This is a genomic window from Streptomyces sp. NPDC005794 (assembly GCF_042871445.1).
In the GTDB taxonomy this organism is placed as follows: domain Bacteria; phylum Actinomycetota; class Actinomycetes; order Streptomycetales; family Streptomycetaceae; genus Streptomyces.
Genome location: NZ_JBIAIN010000007.1, coordinates 334,713 through 352,451, shown reverse-complemented (window position 1 = coordinate 352,451; position 17,739 = coordinate 334,713). Strand labels below are relative to the sequence as shown.

Below are 17,739 nucleotides of genomic sequence, written 5' to 3'. Positions count from 1 at the left end.
TCGACACACCCCACCCAACGCCACACCACCGGTCCGGGACACGCCCGGACCGGTCACATCATACGAATCAACGACCCGCGAAGTCCGGGCCTAGACGACACGGGTCGCTCCCGCGAAAGGCATTTCGCTGACCGGGGCGATACGGACCGGGGCTCCCGGGCGCGGAGCGTGGATCATCTGGCCGCCGCCGATGTAGAGCCCGACGTGGGTGACCCCGGGGTAGAAGAACACCAGGTCGCCCGGGGCGAGTTCGGAACGGGACACGCGTCGGCCCGCGTTGATCTGGGTGTACGTCGTGCGGGGAAGGGACACGCCGGCGTCCCGCCAGGCGGCCTGGGTGAGGCCGGAGCAGTCGAAGGAGGAGGGGCCGGTGGCGCCCCAGACGTACGGCTTGCCGAGTGCCCCGTACGCGAAGGCGACGGCCTGTGCCGCGCGGGCGTTGGGGGCGGCCACGGAGCCGCGGGGGACGCCCCGGCCGGCCCGGACGGCACTGCCGCCGTGCGCGGCGTCGGCCGAGCGCTCGTAGGCGGCCCGCTGGTCGGCGGTGAGGGTGGCCAGGAGTTTCCTGGCGTCGGCGAGCTTGGCGCGGACCGCGTCCTTGTGCTCCTTCAGCTCGGCCCGGCGGGAGGTGAGGACCGCGAGCTCGTCCTGGGCCCGGGCGCGCAGCTGGGCGATGCCGCTGATCTGCCGGCGTACGCCGTTGACCGCGCCGGCCTGGCGGTCACCGGCCCGGTCCTCGTAGGAGGCGCGCTCCAGATACTCGTCGGGGTCGGAGGAGAGGGCCAGCCGGACGGCGGGGTCGATGCCCGCGCTGCGGTACTGGGCGGTGGCGTACGAGCCGAGGGCGTCGCGGGCGGTGTTGAGGCGCTCGGTCCTGCGGGCGGCCTCGTCGCGCAGGGTGTCGAGGGACTTCTCGGAGGCGGCCGCCTTCTCCTTCGCGCCGTTGTACTTCTCGGTCGCCACCTCGGCATCGTGGTACAGCCGGTCGACCTTGGCCTCGACCTGGGCCGGGGTGAGCTGGGGGTCGGCCTGGGCGGCGCCTTCGAGGGCGGTCGCGGTCGCCGCCCCCGCCAGGGCGAGGGTGGCTGCGGTGCGGGCAGCAGGCCCGTTGAACAGGCGCTGCTTGGGCTTGCGGTGAGCGGCTTTCCGATCGGCGGCCACGGGGGTGGTGCGTCCTTCCGTTCGACTGCCCGCCGGGGGGTGCCGGCCGGCCCGCCGAGGTCCGCCGGCGGGCTGTCACAGGGGGAGCGGCCCGCCGCCGGAATCCTGGCGGGGCGACCGGGGCACCGCCCGGTACGGGGGCGGTGGTGCAGAGCCGGTCACCTGGGAGGACGCTAAACCCGGCACACGCGGAAGAGGTGTAATGACAGTTATTGCCCTCATGTGCTGTTTCGTTTCCCTTGAATGACCGGAAAAATCAACCGGAGTCCGACAATTCACTCAGGCCCGTGGTGCACTCATCCGTAAGTCGTACCTGGCCGGGGAGTGGTGGTACGGCCGTGGTTAGGCTGCGGCCATGGACGTACTCATCAATGTCTTCGTGGCCCTGCACATCATCGGGATCGCCTGCCTGCTGGGCGGCTTCCTGACCCAGATGAAGGCCATGGGGGCGGGCACGGCACGGTTCGTCCCGGCCATGCTGCACGGTGCGCTGACCATGCTCGTCACGGGTGTCGCGCTGGTCGGGCTCAACCAGGCCGACGACCAGAGCGTGAACAACGTCAAGATCGGCATCAAGCTGCTGGTCCTGATCGTGATCCTGGCGCTCGTCTATGTGAAGCGGGACGAGGAGAAGGCGGGCAAGGGTGCGTTCGCCGCGGTCGGCGGGCTGACGGTCGCCAACATCTTCATCGCCACGCTCTGGACCTGAGCGGGCGGGTGCGACGAGCAGGGGGGCGGCCCGTCGGCCGCCCCCTTCTTCGCGTCCTGGGTCAGGCCGGGCGCACGCTGCCGTAGATCGGCATGTAGTAGATCGACTCCTCGCGGACGTTCGCACCCGGCTTCGGCGCGTGGATCATCATGCCGTCGCCCTTGTAGATGCCGACGTGGCTGATGTCGTCGTAGAAGAAGACCAGGTCCCCCGGCTGCAGATCCGCCGTGGCCACCCGGGTGCCGACCTCGACCTGGTCCCAGGTGGTACGCGGCAGATCGACGCCCGCGTCCTTCCAGGCGGCCTGGGTGAGCCCGGAGCAGTCGTACGAGGACGGCCCCGTCGCGCCCCAGACGTAGGGCTTGCCGATCTGGGCGGCGGCGAAGGCCAGGACCTTCTCGGCCTTCGTGGCATAGCCGCTGTCGGAGCCCGTGCCACCGGTCTCGGTGCCCGTGCCGGGCTCCTCCCGCGCGGCCTCGTCCTTGGCGGCCTGCTCGGCCTCCTCCTTCGCGGCGGCCTGTTGCCGGGCCAGTTCCTCGGCCTTGCGCTCGGCCTCGGCCTCCTTCTTGCGCTCCAGCTCCGCGAGCCGCGCCTTCTCCTCGGCGGTCAGCTTCGACAGCAGTGAGCGTGCCTCGGTGAGCTTCGTCTGCACCTGCTGCTTGCTGGTGCGCAGCGTGGCCTGCGACTCGGTGAGCGTCTCCAGGCTCTTCGTCGCCTCGACGCGCTTCGCCGCAGCTTCCTTCTGCTGCGTACGGAAGTCCGCGACCGCCTTCTGCTGCCGGCTGGTCATCCGGGCCATCAGCTGGTCCTGGTCGAAGTACGACTGCGGGTCGTCCGCGAGGAAGAACGTCGCGGTCGGGGCGATCGAGCCGCTGCGGTACTGCGCGGCCGCGTAGTTGCCCAGCTCCCGGCGCGTCTCGTTGAGCTTGTCGGCCCGCTTCGCCGCGGCCTCCAGCAGGCCGTCGACCTCGGAGCGCTGCTCGGCCGACGCGGTCTTCGCCTCGTTGTACTGCTGTGTCGCGGTGCCGGCCTGCCGGTAGAGGTCGTCGACCTTCTTCTGCACTTCCTCGATGCTGGGCTTGGGCTCGGCGGGGGCGGCCGTCGCGCTCTGCGTGGAGAGCAGGGTGACGGAGGCGAGCGCCGCCGTCGTCAGTCCGACGGCGGGGGTGGTACGCACCCGGGTGCGGGGTTTGCGATGCGACGCCAAGGCCAACATCTCCTTCCGTGGACCGCCTGCCCGGTTAGCGATGGGGGTCCCCCCAGGCCGTTCAGGCACTGGGGGAGGGTTCGGGCGGAACGGAAGGCTGCCCTACGGTCCGGTGGAGACGGACCGATTCACCCCGGTGCTGCGTGTGGGTCCCCGGCTCCGGGCCCCTTCGAGGGATACGGATTCGGCGGGGGTGCCCGTGCGGCGCGGTTCGCCTCAAGGGGGTACGGGGCACCCGTCGGAGCACGCTAGCCAACTCGTGGTGCCCCTGTGAAGGTTGATGTTCGATATGCCCGATACATTTTCGTGACCTTTTCCGGGCGGCGGTCCGCGCGACCCGAACGGCACCCGGATTCTCACGCACCGTGGGGGATCAGTCTCGTTACGCGCACGGTCCCGGATCCTTGTCGCCGATGCGGCCCGGGCTGTCGGTGCGGCCGCCTAGACTCGTCAAGCGATGAGCAGCCTCTTTGACGACAGTTTCCTGACCGGCCTCCAGCAAGCGGAGGAAGGCCCCCCGCCGCCCCCTGAGGAGCACGCACCCGACGCGGTGCCGGAGGGTCTCTTCGAGGACGTCTTCGACGTGCCTCCGCCGCCGCGTGACGCCTATTACCGCGACGGTGCCCCGCGCCCCGTCATCGACTCCGCCGCGCTGCTCGACGGGCTGAACACCGAGCAGCGCGCCGCCGTCGTGCACGCCGGGTCCCCGCTGCTCATCGTCGCCGGGGCCGGCTCGGGCAAGACCAGGGTGCTCACCCACCGGATCGCCCATCTCCTGGCCGAGCGCGGAGTGCACCCGGGGCAGATCCTCGCGATCACGTTCACCAACAAGGCCGCGGGCGAGATGAAGGAGCGCGTCGAGGACCTCGTCGGCCCGCGCGCCAACGCCATGTGGGTCATGACGTTCCACAGCGCCTGCGTGCGGATCCTGCGCCGCGAGTCGAAGCGCCTGGGGTTCACCTCGTCGTTCTCGATCTACGACGCCGCCGACTCCAAGCGGCTGATGGCCCTGGTCTGCCGCGATCTGGATCTCGACCCGAAGCGCTACCCGCCGAAGTCGTTCACGGCGAAGGTCTCGAACCTGAAGAACGAGCTGATCGACGAGGAGACGTTCGCGGGCCAGGCCGCCGACGGATTCGAGAAGACGCTGGCCCAGGCCTACGCGCTCTACCAGGCACGGCTCCGTCAGGCCAACGCGCTGGACTTCGACGACATCATCATGACGACGGTCCACCTGCTCCAGGCGTTCCCCGACGTCGCCGAGCACTACCGCCGCCGCTTCCGGCACGTCATGGTCGACGAGTACCAGGACACCAACCACGCGCAGTACACCCTCGTGCGCGAGCTGGTGGGTCCGTCCGGCGAGGCCGACGCCCCGGGCGAGCTGTGCGTCGTCGGTGACGCGGACCAGTCGATCTACGCCTTCCGTGGCGCGACCATCCGCAACATCCTCCAGTTCGAGGAGGACTATCCGGACGCGACCACGATCATGCTGGAGCAGAACTACCGTTCCACGCAGACGATCCTCTCCGCGGCCAACGCCGTCATCGAGCGCAACGCGAGCCGTCGCCCCAAGAACCTCTGGACGAACGCGGGCGCCGGCGCCCGGATCGCGGGCTATGTCGCGGACACCGAGCACGACGAGGCGCAGTTCGTCGCCGACGAGATCGACCGGCTGACGGACGCAGGGGACGCGAAGGCCGGCGATGTCGCCGTCTTCTACCGCACGAACGCCCAGTCCCGTGTCTTCGAAGAGATCTTCATCCGCGTCGGACTGCCCTACAAGGTCGTCGGCGGAGTGCGCTTCTATGAGCGTAAGGAGGTCAGGGACGTCCTGGCCTACCTCCGGGTCCTCTCCAACCCCGAGGACACCGTCCCGCTGCGCCGCATCCTCAACGTGCCCAAGCGGGGCATCGGTGACCGGGCCGAGGCGATGATCGACGCCCTGTCGATGCGCGAGAAGATCTCCTTCCCGCAGGCGCTGCGCCGTGTCGACGAGGCGTACGGCATGGCGGCACGCTCGGCCAACGCGGTGAAGCGCTTCAACACGCTCATGGAGGAGCTCCGCACGATCGTGGAGTCCGGTGCGGGACCGGCCGTCGTGCTGGAGGCGGTCATGGAGCGGACCGGCTACCTCGCCGAGCTCCAGGCCTCCACCGACCCGCAGGACGAGACCCGTATCGAGAACCTCCAGGAGCTCGCCGCCGTGGCGCTCGAATTCGAGCAGGAGCGCGCGGAGGAGGAGGGCTCGGGGACGCTCGCCGAGTTCCTGGAGAAGGTCGCGCTCGTCGCCGACGCCGACCAGATCCCCGACGAGGACGAGGACGGCTCCGGTGTCGTCACGCTGATGACGCTGCACACCGCCAAGGGCCTCGAATTCCCGGTGGTGTTCCTGACGGGCATGGAGGACGGCGTCTTCCCGCACATGCGCGCGCTGGGACAGGTCAAGGAGCTGGAGGAGGAGCGCCGGCTCGCCTATGTGGGCATCACGCGTGCTCGCGAGCGCCTGTATCTGACCCGGGCGGCGATGCGGAGTGCGTGGGGCCAGCCCTCGTACAACCCGCCGTCGCGGTTCCTGGAGGAGATCCCGGACCAGCACCTGGACTGGAAGCGCAAGGGGCCGATGGCCGCTCCGGCGGGACCGACGTCCGGCATCACGTCGTCGCTGTCCTCGGCGCGCTCGAAGTCGGGTCCTTCGGGATTCGCGACCCGGCGCACCTCGGAGAAGCCGGTGGTCACCCTGGTGGCCGGGGACCGTGTCACGCACGACCAGTTCGGGCTGGGCACGGTGACGGCGGTCGAGGGGTTCGGCGACCAGGCGAAGGCGACGGTCGACTTCGGCGACGAGCGGCCCAAGAAGCTGCTGCTGCGCTACGCGCCGGTCGAGAAGCTCTGACCCGGTCCGACCGGCACATGGGCGGCGGCGACGCCGTCCCCCCTGTGCCGGTCGGTGCCGGCCGGTCTCAGTTCGGGCTGACGCCGTGGCTGCGGAGCCATGGCGTGGGGTCGATCGCCGAGCCGCCACCGGGCCGTACCTCGAAGTGCAGGTGCGGGCCGGTGGAGTTGCCGGAGTTCCCCGAGTAGGCGATGACGTCGCCGGCCTTGACCGAACCGGAGCGGATCTTGGTCGTGCTGAGGTGGCAGTACCACGTCTCGGTGCCGTCGGCCGCGGTGACGATGGCCATGTTCCCGTAGGCGCTGTTCCACTGGGTGCGGACGGTGCCGTCCGTCGCCGCCATCACGGGGGTGCCGTAGGCCACGGGGAAGTCGATGCCCGTGTGCATGGACATCCAGTTCACACCGGCCTGGCCGTAGGAGGCGCTGAGTCCGTGCTGTGCCACGGGCAGGACGAACTTGGGACGCTCGGCCTCGATGCGCGCGGCCTCCGCGTCGCGCCTCCTCTTGTCGGCGGCCTGACGCTCCTTCAGGTCGATGCGCTCCTGGGTACGGCTGGCGCGGTCGGCGAAGTTCTCGGCGTCGGCGCTGAGGTTGGCGAGCTGGGTGTCCAGCTTGTTGTTCGCCACGGCGGGCTTGACCGTCTCGGCCGCCGCCATGGACGTGGTGTCGTCCTTAGTCTCCTCGCCTCCGCCGACGCCGCTCACCGAGGCGGCGGCGATGCCCGCGACGCTCATGACGCAGGCGGAGGGGACGGCGACGGTGAGGAGAGCGGAACGCTTCGCGGGGGTGCGGCGCCGGCCCCGGCCGCCGCCGCGCGGGGCGGCGGAACGGCTCGCCGGGCGCGGCACGGAGGCGGATTCCGCGGGGGTGTCGGCGACGTCCCGCAGCGGCTCGGCTTCGTCGGCCTCGGGGAACTCGTCGTGCACGGCTGCGTACGTGTCCGTCGGCGTGTGCTCCGACGCGGCGGTTCCGGGGTCTTCAGCGGTTCCGGCGTGGTCGTGGTAGCCGGGGGAGTCGTGGAGGTCGTGGGAGCCGATGCCGTCGTGGGACGCGAACTCGGCTGTTTCGTACGCCTCGTAGGCCGCCGGCTGGTGTTCGTACGCGGCATGCGAAGTCTGTTCGGGTGCGTACGCGGCGTTCTCGGGCGTGGCGCCGGAGTTCCAGGCGGTGGCGTCGTACGTGCCGGTGTCGGCGGCTGCGTAGCCTTCGTGGCCCATGGACCCGAAGGCGGGAGCGGCGTAGGCGCCGGTCGTGTAGGCCGTGGTGTCGAACGTGGTGGTGGGGAAGGCGCCGGTGTCGCCCGTCGCCCACTGGTCGGCCTGGCCGGTGTGGTTCCACCCCGCGGTGTCCCACTGACCCGTCGCGTCCGGGGCCGGGGCGGCGGCCTGGGCCGGGATTCCGGACTCGGGAATCCAGGTGGCGGCCGTGTCGTAGCCCTGGGAAACCTGCGGATGGGCCTGGGCGGCGCCATAGGCGTCGTACGGGACCTGCTGATGTGCGCCGGTGTCCCACTGGCCGCTGTCGTAGCCGCCGTAGCCGCCGTCGTAGGCCGGGGCGTAACCGCCGCCGTACGTCGTCTCGGGGCTGCTGTGGTCCTGACCGGGCAGGGAACCGAAGAGCGGGTCGGTGTCGAAGCTGCCGGTGGGGTTGTCGTATCCGGCATACCCGGCGTGGGGGTGCTGGTCGTTCACCAACTTCTCTCTCGCCTCGGCAGCAGAACCTGTTCCGGGGTCCGGTGGGGGGATCCCAGGGTGAGCAGTGGCCGCGACTGTACCCGGCAGTAGACGAGGACGACAATCTTCGGCGGCCTTCAGCCCTTCAGGAAACGGGCAATCGGCCGCCTTTCGGTGGACCGAGGAGGCAGGCTTGGCTCTATGTTCGAAATGCGTTCTATTTGAGAGGGGGTGTGCGGTGACGCGGAGGCGATTCCGAGGCCGGAATCGGGTCGGCGATCAGGCGACCGAGGCGGATCCCTGCATGCTGATGGACGCGCCGTCGGACTCGAGCGCCTGACGGATCGCGGACGCGACCGCGGGGTGCACCGGAAGGGCGAGGTGGCCGATACCGGTGACGCGCACATTCACCGCGTCCAGGTCGGGGTGGTCGACACAGGCCGTCTCGACCGGGACCATCACCCGGTCCAGCTCGCTCCAGAAGCTGATGAACCGTGTCCGGCAGCCCGGAGCGGGGCGGCGCAGCTCCTCGATCGGACCGGATCCGCTGCGCATCTGGCGGACGATCGGGTGGGCGCCTGCCAGCGGGGCGGCGGCGGTGCCGCCGTGCGGCGTGCCGAGGGTGATGAGGGTGCGCACCCGGCGGTCCCCGCCGAGCCGCTGCACGTAGTACCGCGCGATCAGGCCGCCGAGGCTGTGGCCGACGATGTCGATCTCACGGTGCCCGGTGCGGGCGCAGATCTCCTCCACGTGGCGGTCGAGCAGCTCGGCCGCCGTGCGGATGTCGCACGTCAGGGGCGAGTAGTTGAGCGACTCCAGATGGTGCCAGCCGTGCCGGGCCAAGGAGCGGCGGAGCAGGACGAAGACGGAGCGGTTGTCGATGAAGCCGTGCAGGAGGACGACGGGCCGGCGGTCGTCCGCCGTGCTCGGCAGTGCGGCGGTCGTCTCCGCCGAAGGGGTGATCCGGCCGGGGCCTGCGTCGGGGCGGGTGCCGGTGTCGGTGCCGGGCGGGGGCGCGGGGTCGCGGCGCTCCGGGGTGAGGCCGGACGGGTAGATGAGTACGTGCCCGACGAGGATCACCAGCTCCAGCGCGGTGGCTCTGATCAGCGTGGACGACAGCCAGGCGGGGCGCGGGCAGGATATGCGCGGCAGTAGGGGTAGGAAAGGCGGGATTCTCATGACCGACCTCCTGCACCGGCATGCGGGGGAGGCGGCTCCCTGCCCCGTACGCCCTCACGGGGGTCGCTGCAGAGGCGATACCGGCAGCCCTGACGCGGCCGGGGGCCGTACCACCGTGCCGTGCGGCTGACGGCGCGGTGACACGGCGACCTCGTTGCGGCTCCCTGGCGGCGTTCCCCGCGCGGCCGGTGGCCGCCCGGTGCTGGGAACGACGCCGGCGAACATGTCCCATGTGTGATTTCCCCCTCCCGGTCCACCGTGAAACGACGCCGTACGGGATGCTGTGGATAACGTTCGTTCACATCACCGGCCCTCCGGGCACGGGAGACGCATGTGGAGGCATTCATGGGTGTGACCGGTCCGATCCGTGTGGTGGTGGCCAAGCCGGGCCTCGACGGCCATGACCGTGGGGCCAAGGTGATCGCGCGGGCGCTGCGCGACGCGGGCATGGAGGTCATCTACACGGGGCTCCATCAGACTCCTGAGCAGATCGTGGACACGGCGATCCAGGAGGACGCCGACGCCATCGGTCTCTCGATCCTCTCCGGTGCGCACAACACGCTCTTCGCCAAGGTCATAGAGCTGTTGAAGGAGCGCGACGCGCAGGACATCAAGGTGTTCGGCGGCGGCATCATCCCCGAGGCGGACATCGCTCCGCTGAAGGAGCGGGGCGTAGCGGAGATCTTCACCCCGGGTGCGACGACGGCCTCGATCGTCGACTGGGTGAACGCGCACGTCCGCCAGGCTGCGGAGGCCTGAACCCGCCCGGGTCCTGAGCCCGCCCCCGGTCCTGGTCCCACCCGGGTCCTGGTCCCGCCCCGGTCCTGGGCCCTGCCTCCTCCTCCGGTCGGTCCGGCACGGTCCGGGGCGCATCCCTGGGCCGGCCCTGGGTCAGCCCGGGGGCATTCCGGGGCGGCCCGTGCGGTCCGTGCCGTCCTCGGCCAGCTCCGCGTCCATGGCCGCGCGCAGACGCAGGGTGGAGACAAGGCGCTGGAACGCCTCCGACCAGTAGCCACCCGCACCCGGTGAAGCGCCTTCCGGCTCGTCCGGTGTGGTGGTGAGCACGGCGAGCCGGTCCGCCTCGGCGGGGTTCAGGCAGCGCTCGGCGAGGCCCATCACCCCGCTGAAACTCCAGGGGTAGCTCCCCGCGTCCCGGGCGATGTCCAGCGCGTCGACCACCGACCGGCCGAGCGGCCCGTCCCAGGGCACGGAGCAGACGCCGAGCAGCTGGAAGGCCTCGGACAGGCCGTGCGCGGCTATGAAGTCGGCGACCCAGAGCGCCCGTTCGGCGGGAGGCAGGGTGCCGAGGAGCTTCGACCGCTCCGCCAGCGACGCCGTCCCGGGGCCGTTCGCCGGCGGCGTGGAGGGCGCGCCGAGCAGTGCCCGCGCCCAGTCGGGATCCCGCTGCCGCACCGCGGCCCGGCACCAGGAGGCGTGCAGCTCCCCGGCCCAGCCGTCGGCGACCGGCAGCGTCACGAGCTCCTGGGCCGTCCGTCCGCCGAACCTCTCCCGCCAGGCGCCGAGTGGCGTCGCCTCCACCAACTGGCCGAGCCACCACGACCGTTCACCGCGCCCCGAGGGCGGTGACGGCACCACACCGTCGCGCTGCATCGCGGCGTCGCACTCGTGCGGCGCCTCCACGGCGATGGATACGGCACCCCCCGTACGGTCGGGGTTCACGCAGGACGTGGCACGGGCCGCCATCCGCCGGGCGAGCGCCGAACCGGGCAGCGCCGACAGCAGTTCGGCGGCCGTGGAGCGGACGTTGCGGCTCCGGTCCGCCAGGGCCTCCTCCAGGAACGCCTCGTCGGCCCCGGAGAGGCCGGACCGCAGGGAATCGAGGAACATCAGCCGGTCCTCGGCCCGCTCCGTGGACCACGTGGTGGCCAGCAGTGTCCGGGCCGCGTCGGGATCCTGTCCCCGCACGGCCCCGAGCAGTGCGACCCGCTCGGCGAAGAGGCCCTCCTCCCAGAGCCGGCGCACGGCCTTCGGATCCGCTGTTTCCGGCCGCTGGGCGCCGCGTGTGGAGGTGCGCAGCGCGAACCTCCACTCAGGATTCAGCGAGGCCAGCCAGAGCCCGCGCGGCCCGGCGAAGGCCAGTACGTGCGGACGCAGGTCCGTACGCGCTCTCGCCGCGTCCAGCAGTGCGGGCAGCAGCTCCGCCGGGGCCCGGTAGCCGTGGGCGCCGGCGGAGGACAGCCACTGGGGAAGGAGCTCGGTGAGATCGGGAGCCGCCCCCCGGCGGCCGCCGCTGGGAGGTGCCGAGCGGTCGGCGAGCAACTGCGCGAGCCGGCGACGGGCGGCGGCCGGCAGCGGCGGCCGGGGATCGGCGGGCGCGGGCTCGGGCAGGCCGGTCCCGGTGGCAGGCCGCAGAGCCGCCCGGCGCCGGACCGTGTGCACCGCCGCCATGTCGAGCAGTGCCGCAGGGCCGACTGCGACGCCGCCTTCCGCCCGGAGCGGGCGCCGGTCGGTGCCGAGCAGCGCCGAGGTGACGAGGTCGCCCCACGGGGCGCTCACGGGTGCGCCGGGGGTCGTGGCGGTGGTGGGCATCAGGTCCCTTCCGTTGGTCCGGGAAACGCGGGCCGGAAATGCGGTGGGCCGGGAACGAGGTGGGCCGGGAAGGCGATGGGTCGAGGACGCGGTGGGCCGAGAGGGCGCGGTCGAGCGGGACGGTCAAGGGTTTCAGACGAGCGCCACGGCTGTGCTCGCCCCGACGCCGTCGGGGGCTTCGGGGCACCAGGCCGCGAGCGGGTCGAAACCCCGGTGCCCGCACTCGCCGAACACCGTCAGGGGGCCGCCGCCGGAGAGCGCGACGAGCTTCCACAGGCCTGGCCTGGACAGCGCCGAGGGTGCGACCGGCAGGGCGGAGCCGTCCGCCGCGCCGACCACACACCAGCCGTCCCCGGACGGCGCGGGTATGACATCGCGCAGCGTGACCGGCCAGGCGTCGAGCCAGGGGTCGTCCCGCAGCGCGTGGCCGTACGCGGCGAGGGCGTCGGCCGTCGTACCGCCGGGCGGGGGTGCGGTCGTGACGGCAGGCTCGCCGAACCGCGCTCCCAGCTCGGCCCGCAGTCTCCCGCCGCCCGGATACGTCGTCACTTCGGCGTCGAGCACCGTGCCCACCGGCAGCGCCCGGGCGGGGGCCCGTCCAGGGGCCCCGTAGGACAGCAGCAGCGCGATGCGCCCCGACGCCCTGCCGTGCAGCCAGATGCGGCGGGTGACGATCCGGCCCTCCGGTATGTCGTACTGGGCGAGGACCGACCAGTGGTCGCGGACGGCCGGCCCCTCGGCGGTACCCGTCAGCCCCACCCTCGTACGAACGGTCGCCGCCAGTGGTCCGGGCAGCCGGTCGAGTCCGAGCCAGGCCGAGTCCAGCAGATGCAGAAGCGCGCACTCCTCGAGCAGCCGGGCCGGCCAGCCGGACCCCGATGCCGGAACCGACTCCAATTCCCGCACCCGACCCGCGAGTCCTGGTGCCTGCGCGTCGACCATGCGGGCCGCGGTCTCTTCCCACAGGCCGTAATCCGGCCGGTCCGTCGCCGCGAGCCCGCCCCGCAGCAGATCCGTGAGCCGCTGGTCCAGCTCCTGCGCGCCACCCGTGATGCGAGCGGCCCTCCGATCGGCGCGACGGGCCGCCGCACGTGACGGACCGTCAGGAACAGGCTCACGCACCTGCTCCGTCGTCCGGCGCTCCACCGGGCCGGTCGAGCGCCAGGGTTCTCCCCCGTGAGATAGCACCATGGAACCGACGGTAGAGCGCGCCACTGACAATCAGCTCCGACCTGCTCTTCCGCATGCTCCGCAGCGCCTCGACCACTCGGCTTCCGCGCGCTCCTCGTACGAAGTCACCGGCCCGGGCGCGGCGTCGACGCGATCCGGTTCCACGGCGGTGCGGACGCCTGCACCCTCACCCACAAGGGCGAGGTCGCCGCGGAGGTGAAGGGAGAGGCGCTCCTCACGAGTGGAGGACGCGTCGCGGTCCCGCCCGGCACGGGCTGATCCCGCGCCCGCTCCAAGACCGGTCCCGGCCGTGTGCCGGGACCGGTTGTCAGTGGCATGGTGCACGGTGGAAACCGCATCGGATCGACCGATCCGGAGGGGGATCCATGACCGTGTCCGTACAGACCGACGCAGCCGGCGGCGAAGCTCTGAGGCCGCACGCCGAGCATGCTTTCGCCGACGAGCTCAAGGCGCTCGCCGCCGCCGACGACCGTCCCAGGCCCGCCCGTTGGAAGCTCTCGCCGTGGGCCGTATCCACCTATCTGCTCGGCGGGACACTCCCGGACGGCACGCTGATCACACCGAAGTACGTCGGCCCGCGCCGTCTCGTCGAAGTCGCCGTGACCACGCTGGCCACCGACCGGGCCCTGCTGCTCCTCGGCGTTCCGGGGACGGCCAAGACCTGGGTGTCCGAGCATCTCGCCGCGGCCGTCAGCGGGGACTCGACCCTGCTCGTCCAGGGCACCGCGGGCACCCCTGAGGAAGCCGTCCGCTACGGGTGGAACTACGCACAGCTGCTGGCCCACGGACCGAGCCGTGAGGCGCTGGTGCCGAGCCCTGTCATGCGGGCCATGGCCGAGGGCATGACCGCCCGGGTCGAGGAGCTCACCCGCATACCCGCCGATGTGCAGGACGCGCTCATCACGATCCTGTCGGAGAAGACGCTGCCCGTCCCCGAGCTGGGACAAGAGGTCCAGGCCGTCCGGGGGTTCAACCTCGTCGCCACGGCGAACGACCGCGACCGCGGGGTCAACGAGCTCTCCAGCGCCCTGCGCCGCCGGTTCAACACCGTCGTGCTGCCGCTGCCCGCGACACCCGAGGCCGAGGTGGACATCGTGTCCCGGCGCGTGGCCCAGATCGGACGCTCGCTCGACCTGCCCCCGGCGCCCGACGGCATGGCCGAGATCCGGCGTGTCGTCACGGTCTTCCGCGAACTGCGCGACGGCGTCACCACGGACGGCCGTACCAAGCTCAAGTCGCCGTCCGGGACGCTCTCCACGGCCGAGGCCATCTCCGTCGTCACCGGAGGCCTCGCGCTCGCGGCCCACTTCGGGGACGGGGTCCTGCGCCCGGGGGACGTGGCGGCCGGCATCCTCGGGGCCGTCGTCCGCGATCCCACGGCCGACCGCGTGGTCTGGCAGGAATACGTGGAGACCGTCGTCCGGGAGCGGGACGGCTGGAAGGACTTCTACCGCGCCTCCCGCGAGGCCGCCGAATGAGACCCCACGCCGGGGGGACCGCCCCAGCCCCCGGGGCGCCGCTGCTGCTGGGGGTGCGCCACCACGGCCCGGGTTCCGCGCGCGCGGTCCTGGCCGCCCTGGATTCCGCCCGGCCGAGTGCCGTGCTCGTCGAAGGACCGCCCGAGGGCGACGCCCTGCTGCCGCTCGCCGCGCACCGCCGGATGCGTCCGCCGGTCGCGCTCCTCGCCCACGCCGTGGACGATCCGGGGCGCGCCGCGTTCTGGCCGCTGGCGGACTTCTCGCCCGAGTGGGTGGCGATCCGCTGGGCGGCGAGGCACGGAATTCCCGTGCGCTTCGTGGACCTGCCCGCCGCGCACTCCCTGGCCCTGGCGGAACAGCGGGAGGGCGAACCGGAGGAGGCGAGCCCCGGCATCGACCCGATCGGCGTCCTCGCCGGGGCCGCCGGTTACGACGACCCCGAGCGCTGGTGGGAGGACGTCGTCGAGCACCGCTCCGCGGACGGGCGGCCCGCCGACCCGCAGGCCCCGTTCGCCGCGCTCGCCGAGGCGATGACGGCGCTCCGTGAGGTGTACGGGGACGGGGGACACCCGCTGGACGCCGTCCGGGAGGCCTGCATGCGCCTCCAGCTGCGCGCCGCCCGCAAGGAGTTCGGCGACGGCGTCGCCGTGGTCTGCGGTGCGTGGCACGTGCCCGCGCTCACCGCGAGGACGACGGTCGCCGCCGACCGGGCGCTCCTCAAGGGAATGCCCAAGGTCAAGGCGGAGCTGACCTGGGTCCCCTGGACCCACCGCCGGCTCGCCCGGCACAGCGGATACGGCGCGGGGATCGAGTCGCCCGGCTGGTACGGGCATCTCTTCGGCGCCCCCGACCGGCCCGTCGAGCGCTGGATGACGAAGGTCGCCGGACTGCTGCGCGACACGGACAGGGCGGTGTCCTCCGCGGACGTCATCGAGACCGTCCGGCTCGCCGGGACACTGGCAGCCCTGCGCGGCCGCCCGGCCGTCGGCCTCGCCGAAGCCACCGACGCGGTCAGAGCCGTCATGTGCGAGGGCTCCGATGTGCCGCTCGCCCTCGTGCGGGACCGGCTCGTCGTCGGCCAGGTCCTCGGCGAGGTCCCTGACACCGCCCCCGCCGTCCCGCTCCAGCGCGACCTGGACAGACAGCAGCGCACGCTGAGGCTGAGGCCCGAGGCGGAGCAGCGCGAGCTGGAGCTCGATCTGCGCAAGGACACCGACGCGGCCCGCAGCAGACTGCTGCACCGGCTGCGGCTCCTCGGAGTGGACTGGGGTGAACCCGCCGCCGGCCGGGGCAGCACGGGGACGTTCCGGGAGAGCTGGCGGCTGCACTGGGAGCCCGAACTCTTCGTCCGGATCGCCGAGGCCGGCGTGTGGGGCACCACCGTGCTCGGCGCCGCGACCGCCAAGGCCGAGTCGGACGCGGTATCGGCGTCGTCGCTCGCCGGGGTCACCGCGCTCGCCGAGCAGTGTCTGCTGGCCGGACTGCCCGAGGCCCTGCCCGTCGTGATGAGGGCCCTCGCCGACCGGGCCGCCCTCGACGCGGACGTCGGCCACCTCGCCGACGCCTTGCCCGCCCTGGCCCGCTCCCTGCGGTACGGGGACGTACGGTCCACCGGCACAGCGGCCCTGGGGGAGGTGGCCGTGGGCCTCGCCGAGCGTGTCTGTGTGGGCCTGCCGCCCGCCTGTACCGGCCTCGACGCGGCCGCGGCCGCGGAGGCGCACCGCCGGGTGGACGGCGTGCACAGCGTGATCGGGCTGCTCGCCGACGCCGTAGGAGCGGTCGGTCTGCCGGAGCGCTGGGCCGGCGTCCTGCGCAAGCTGTCCGCCAGGGACGCGGTCGCCGGTGTGATCCGGGGCCGCGCCACGCGCCTCCTCCTGGACGACGGGCGGCTGACCGGAGGCGACGCCGCGCGCCTGATGGGACTGGCCCTCTCGCCCGGCACCGCTCCGGCCGAAGCGGCGGCCTGGATCGAGGGCTTCGTCGGCGGAGCGGCGGGCGGAGGACTGCTCCTCGTCCACGACGACCGGCTCCTCGGGCTCGTCGACACCTGGCTGACGGGCATACCGGCCGGCACGTTCACCGCCGTACTGCCGCTGCTGCGCCGCACGTTCTCGGCTTATGAGCCGGGCGTTCGGCGCACCTTGGGCGAGCTCGTCCGCCGCGGACCGGACGTCGGCGGGGAGGACGGCGGGGGCGTGCCCGCCGTGCCGGGCTTCGGCGAAGGACTCGACGAGGAGCGCGCGGAGGCGGTGGTGCCGGTGCTTCGGCTGCTGCTAGGCGTCGACGTCCCGGCAGAGGCGAGCAGATGAGCACGGGCCGGGCGGACACGGAGAAGGAGGAAGCGGCGATGGACTCGACTCCTGCCGGGGACGAGCGGCTGCGGCGCTGGCGCATGGTGCTCGGTGCGGACAGCGCCGAGAGCACGGGACACGCGCTCGCCGGACGCGACACGGCGATGGACGGAGCGCTGACCGCGCTGTACGGCGGCCCGAAGAAGCCGGGCGGGCGGGGCGGAGCCGAGCGTTCCGCGGGGCTCGGGGCGTCCGCCCCGTCCGTAGCCCGCTGGCTCGGCGACATCCGGACGTACTTCCCGGCCTCCGTCGTCCAGGTCATGCAGCGCGACGCGATCGACCGCCTCGGGCTCTCCGCCCTGCTGATGGAGCCGGAGATGCTGGAGGCCGTCGAACCCGACGTCCACCTGGTCGGCACCCTGCTCTCGCTCGGCAAGGCCATGCCGGAGACGACGAAGGAGACGGCCCGTGCCGTCGTACGCAAGGTCGTCGAGGACCTGGAGCGCCGACTGGCCACCCGTACCAGGGCCACGCTCACCGGCGCCCTGGACCGCTCGGCCAGGACCGGCCGGCCGCGCCATGGCGACATCGACTGGGACCGCACGATCCGGGCCAACCTGAAGAACTACGTGCCCCTTCCCGGGCCGGACGGCGCGGGCACGGTGATCCCCGAGCGCCTCATCGGTTACGGGCGCACCGACCGGTCGGTGAAGAAGGACGTCATCCTCTGCGTCGACCAGTCGGGCTCCATGGCCGCCTCCGTCGTCCACGCCTCGGTCTTCGGTGCGGTGCTCGCCTCGATGCGGACCCTGGCGACCCGGCTCGTGGTGTTCGACACGGCTGTCGTCGACCTCACCGATCAGCTCGACGACCCGGTCGACGTCCTGTTCGGCACGCAGCTCGGCGGCGGCACGGACATCAATCGCGCGCTCGCCTACTGCCAGTCGAGGATCACCCGTCCGGCGGACACCGTCGTCGTGCTCATCAGCGATCTCCACGAGGGGGGGATCCGCGACGAGATGGTCGAGCGGGCGGCCGCGATGAAGGCGTCCGGTGTGCAGTTCGTCACTCTGCTGGCCCTCTCCGACGAGGGCACACCCTCCTACGACCGGGAGCACGCGGCCGCGCTGGGAGCACTCGGCTCCCCGGCCTTCGCCTGCACTCCGGACCTGTTCCCCGAGATCATGGCGGCGGCGATCGAGAAGAGGCCCCTGCCGATACCGGATGCCGACCGGTGACCGGAGGGGCCCTCGCCGGGCCCCGAGGCCGTCCGGCCTGCCCCTCGGAGGTGCCGTTATGTCCTGCGTACCCCGGCTACCAGCACGATCTGTGACCGGTATCACCGCCCTGGTGTGATCTGTGATTTAGGGTCCTGTGCGGCGCGGGGATAACCTGCCGGATG

General features: G+C 72.3%; 12 protein-coding genes. 6 read left to right on the top strand and 6 right to left on the bottom strand.

All coding sequences use genetic code 11. The annotated features are described in order from the left end of the window. Nucleotides 1-90 precede the first annotated feature (90 nt). A complete protein-coding gene (locus tag ACFYQ5_RS14545) occupies nt 91-1,161 on the bottom strand; it encodes an NlpC/P60 family protein (protein WP_389197466.1) in 1,071 nt (356 codons plus the stop codon). Nucleotides 1,162-1,516: 355 nt separating this feature from the next. Here ACFYQ5_RS14545 and ACFYQ5_RS14540 point away from each other — a divergent pair, with 355 nt between their 5' ends. Further along, entirely contained in the window at nt 1,517-1,870 is a 354-nt protein-coding gene (locus ACFYQ5_RS14540) for a hypothetical protein (protein ID WP_389197464.1), read from the top strand. A gap of 61 nt (nt 1,871-1,931) precedes the next feature. On the opposite strand, the gene ACFYQ5_RS14535 is transcribed toward ACFYQ5_RS14540, so the two are convergent. Then, on the bottom strand, nt 1,932-3,086 hold the full coding sequence (locus ACFYQ5_RS14535; protein ID WP_389197462.1) for an NlpC/P60 family protein: 1,155 nt from the start codon (nt 3,084-3,086) through the stop codon (nt 1,932-1,934). Between the two features lie 448 nt (nt 3,087-3,534). On the opposite strand from ACFYQ5_RS14535, the gene pcrA reads away from it, so the two are divergent. After that, nucleotides 3,535-5,973, top strand: a complete 2,439-nt coding sequence (gene pcrA, locus ACFYQ5_RS14530; protein ID WP_389197460.1) for a DNA helicase PcrA — start codon at nt 3,535-3,537, stop codon at nt 5,971-5,973. Between the two features lie 67 nt (nt 5,974-6,040). Here the strand turns inward: pcrA and ACFYQ5_RS14525 are convergent, their stop codons facing one another. Both ACFYQ5_RS14525 and ACFYQ5_RS14520 read right to left on the bottom strand, forming a co-directional pair. Then, on the bottom strand, nt 6,041-7,666 hold the full coding sequence (locus ACFYQ5_RS14525) for a M23 family metallopeptidase (protein WP_389197458.1): 1,626 nt from the start codon (nt 7,664-7,666) through the stop codon (nt 6,041-6,043). A gap of 261 nt (nt 7,667-7,927) precedes the next feature. Then, nucleotides 7,928-8,827 (bottom strand): esterase/lipase family protein, encoded by a 900-nt coding sequence (locus ACFYQ5_RS14520; protein WP_389197456.1) that lies wholly within the window; start codon nt 8,825-8,827, stop codon nt 7,928-7,930. Between the two features lie 345 nt (nt 8,828-9,172). Here ACFYQ5_RS14520 and ACFYQ5_RS14515 point away from each other — a divergent pair, with 345 nt between their 5' ends. After that, nucleotides 9,173-9,586: a cobalamin B12-binding domain-containing protein gene (locus ACFYQ5_RS14515; RefSeq protein ID WP_389197454.1), complete on the top strand. Its 414-nt coding sequence runs from the start codon at nt 9,173-9,175 to the stop codon at nt 9,584-9,586. Between the two features lie 132 nt (nt 9,587-9,718). Here ACFYQ5_RS14515 and ACFYQ5_RS14510 read toward each other — a convergent pair whose 3' ends face one another. After that, nucleotides 9,719-11,377: a DUF5691 domain-containing protein gene (locus tag ACFYQ5_RS14510; RefSeq protein WP_389197453.1), complete on the bottom strand. Its 1,659-nt coding sequence runs from the start codon at nt 11,375-11,377 to the stop codon at nt 9,719-9,721. Between the two features lie 132 nt (nt 11,378-11,509). After that, entirely contained in the window at nt 11,510-12,568 is a 1,059-nt protein-coding gene (locus ACFYQ5_RS14505) for a hypothetical protein (RefSeq protein WP_389197451.1), read from the bottom strand. Nucleotides 12,569-12,933: 365 nt separating this feature from the next. Here ACFYQ5_RS14505 and ACFYQ5_RS14500 point away from each other — a divergent pair, with 365 nt between their 5' ends. From ACFYQ5_RS14500 to ACFYQ5_RS14490, 3 genes are read left to right on the top strand one after another with little or no spacing between them, the layout of a single operon-like run. Continuing rightward, nucleotides 12,934-14,046: an AAA family ATPase gene (locus ACFYQ5_RS14500; protein ID WP_389197449.1), complete on the top strand. Its 1,113-nt coding sequence runs from the start codon at nt 12,934-12,936 to the stop codon at nt 14,044-14,046. Next, nucleotides 14,043-16,355, top strand: a complete 2,313-nt coding sequence (locus tag ACFYQ5_RS14495) for a DUF5682 family protein (RefSeq protein ID WP_389197447.1) — start codon at nt 14,043-14,045, stop codon at nt 16,353-16,355. The genes ACFYQ5_RS14500 and ACFYQ5_RS14495 overlap by 4 nt, the downstream gene beginning before the upstream one ends. Next, a complete protein-coding gene (locus ACFYQ5_RS14490) occupies nt 16,352-17,575 on the top strand; it encodes a VWA domain-containing protein (RefSeq protein ID WP_389197445.1) in 1,224 nt (407 codons plus the stop codon). The genes ACFYQ5_RS14495 and ACFYQ5_RS14490 overlap by 4 nt, the downstream gene beginning before the upstream one ends. Nucleotides 17,576-17,739 lie beyond the last annotated feature (164 nt).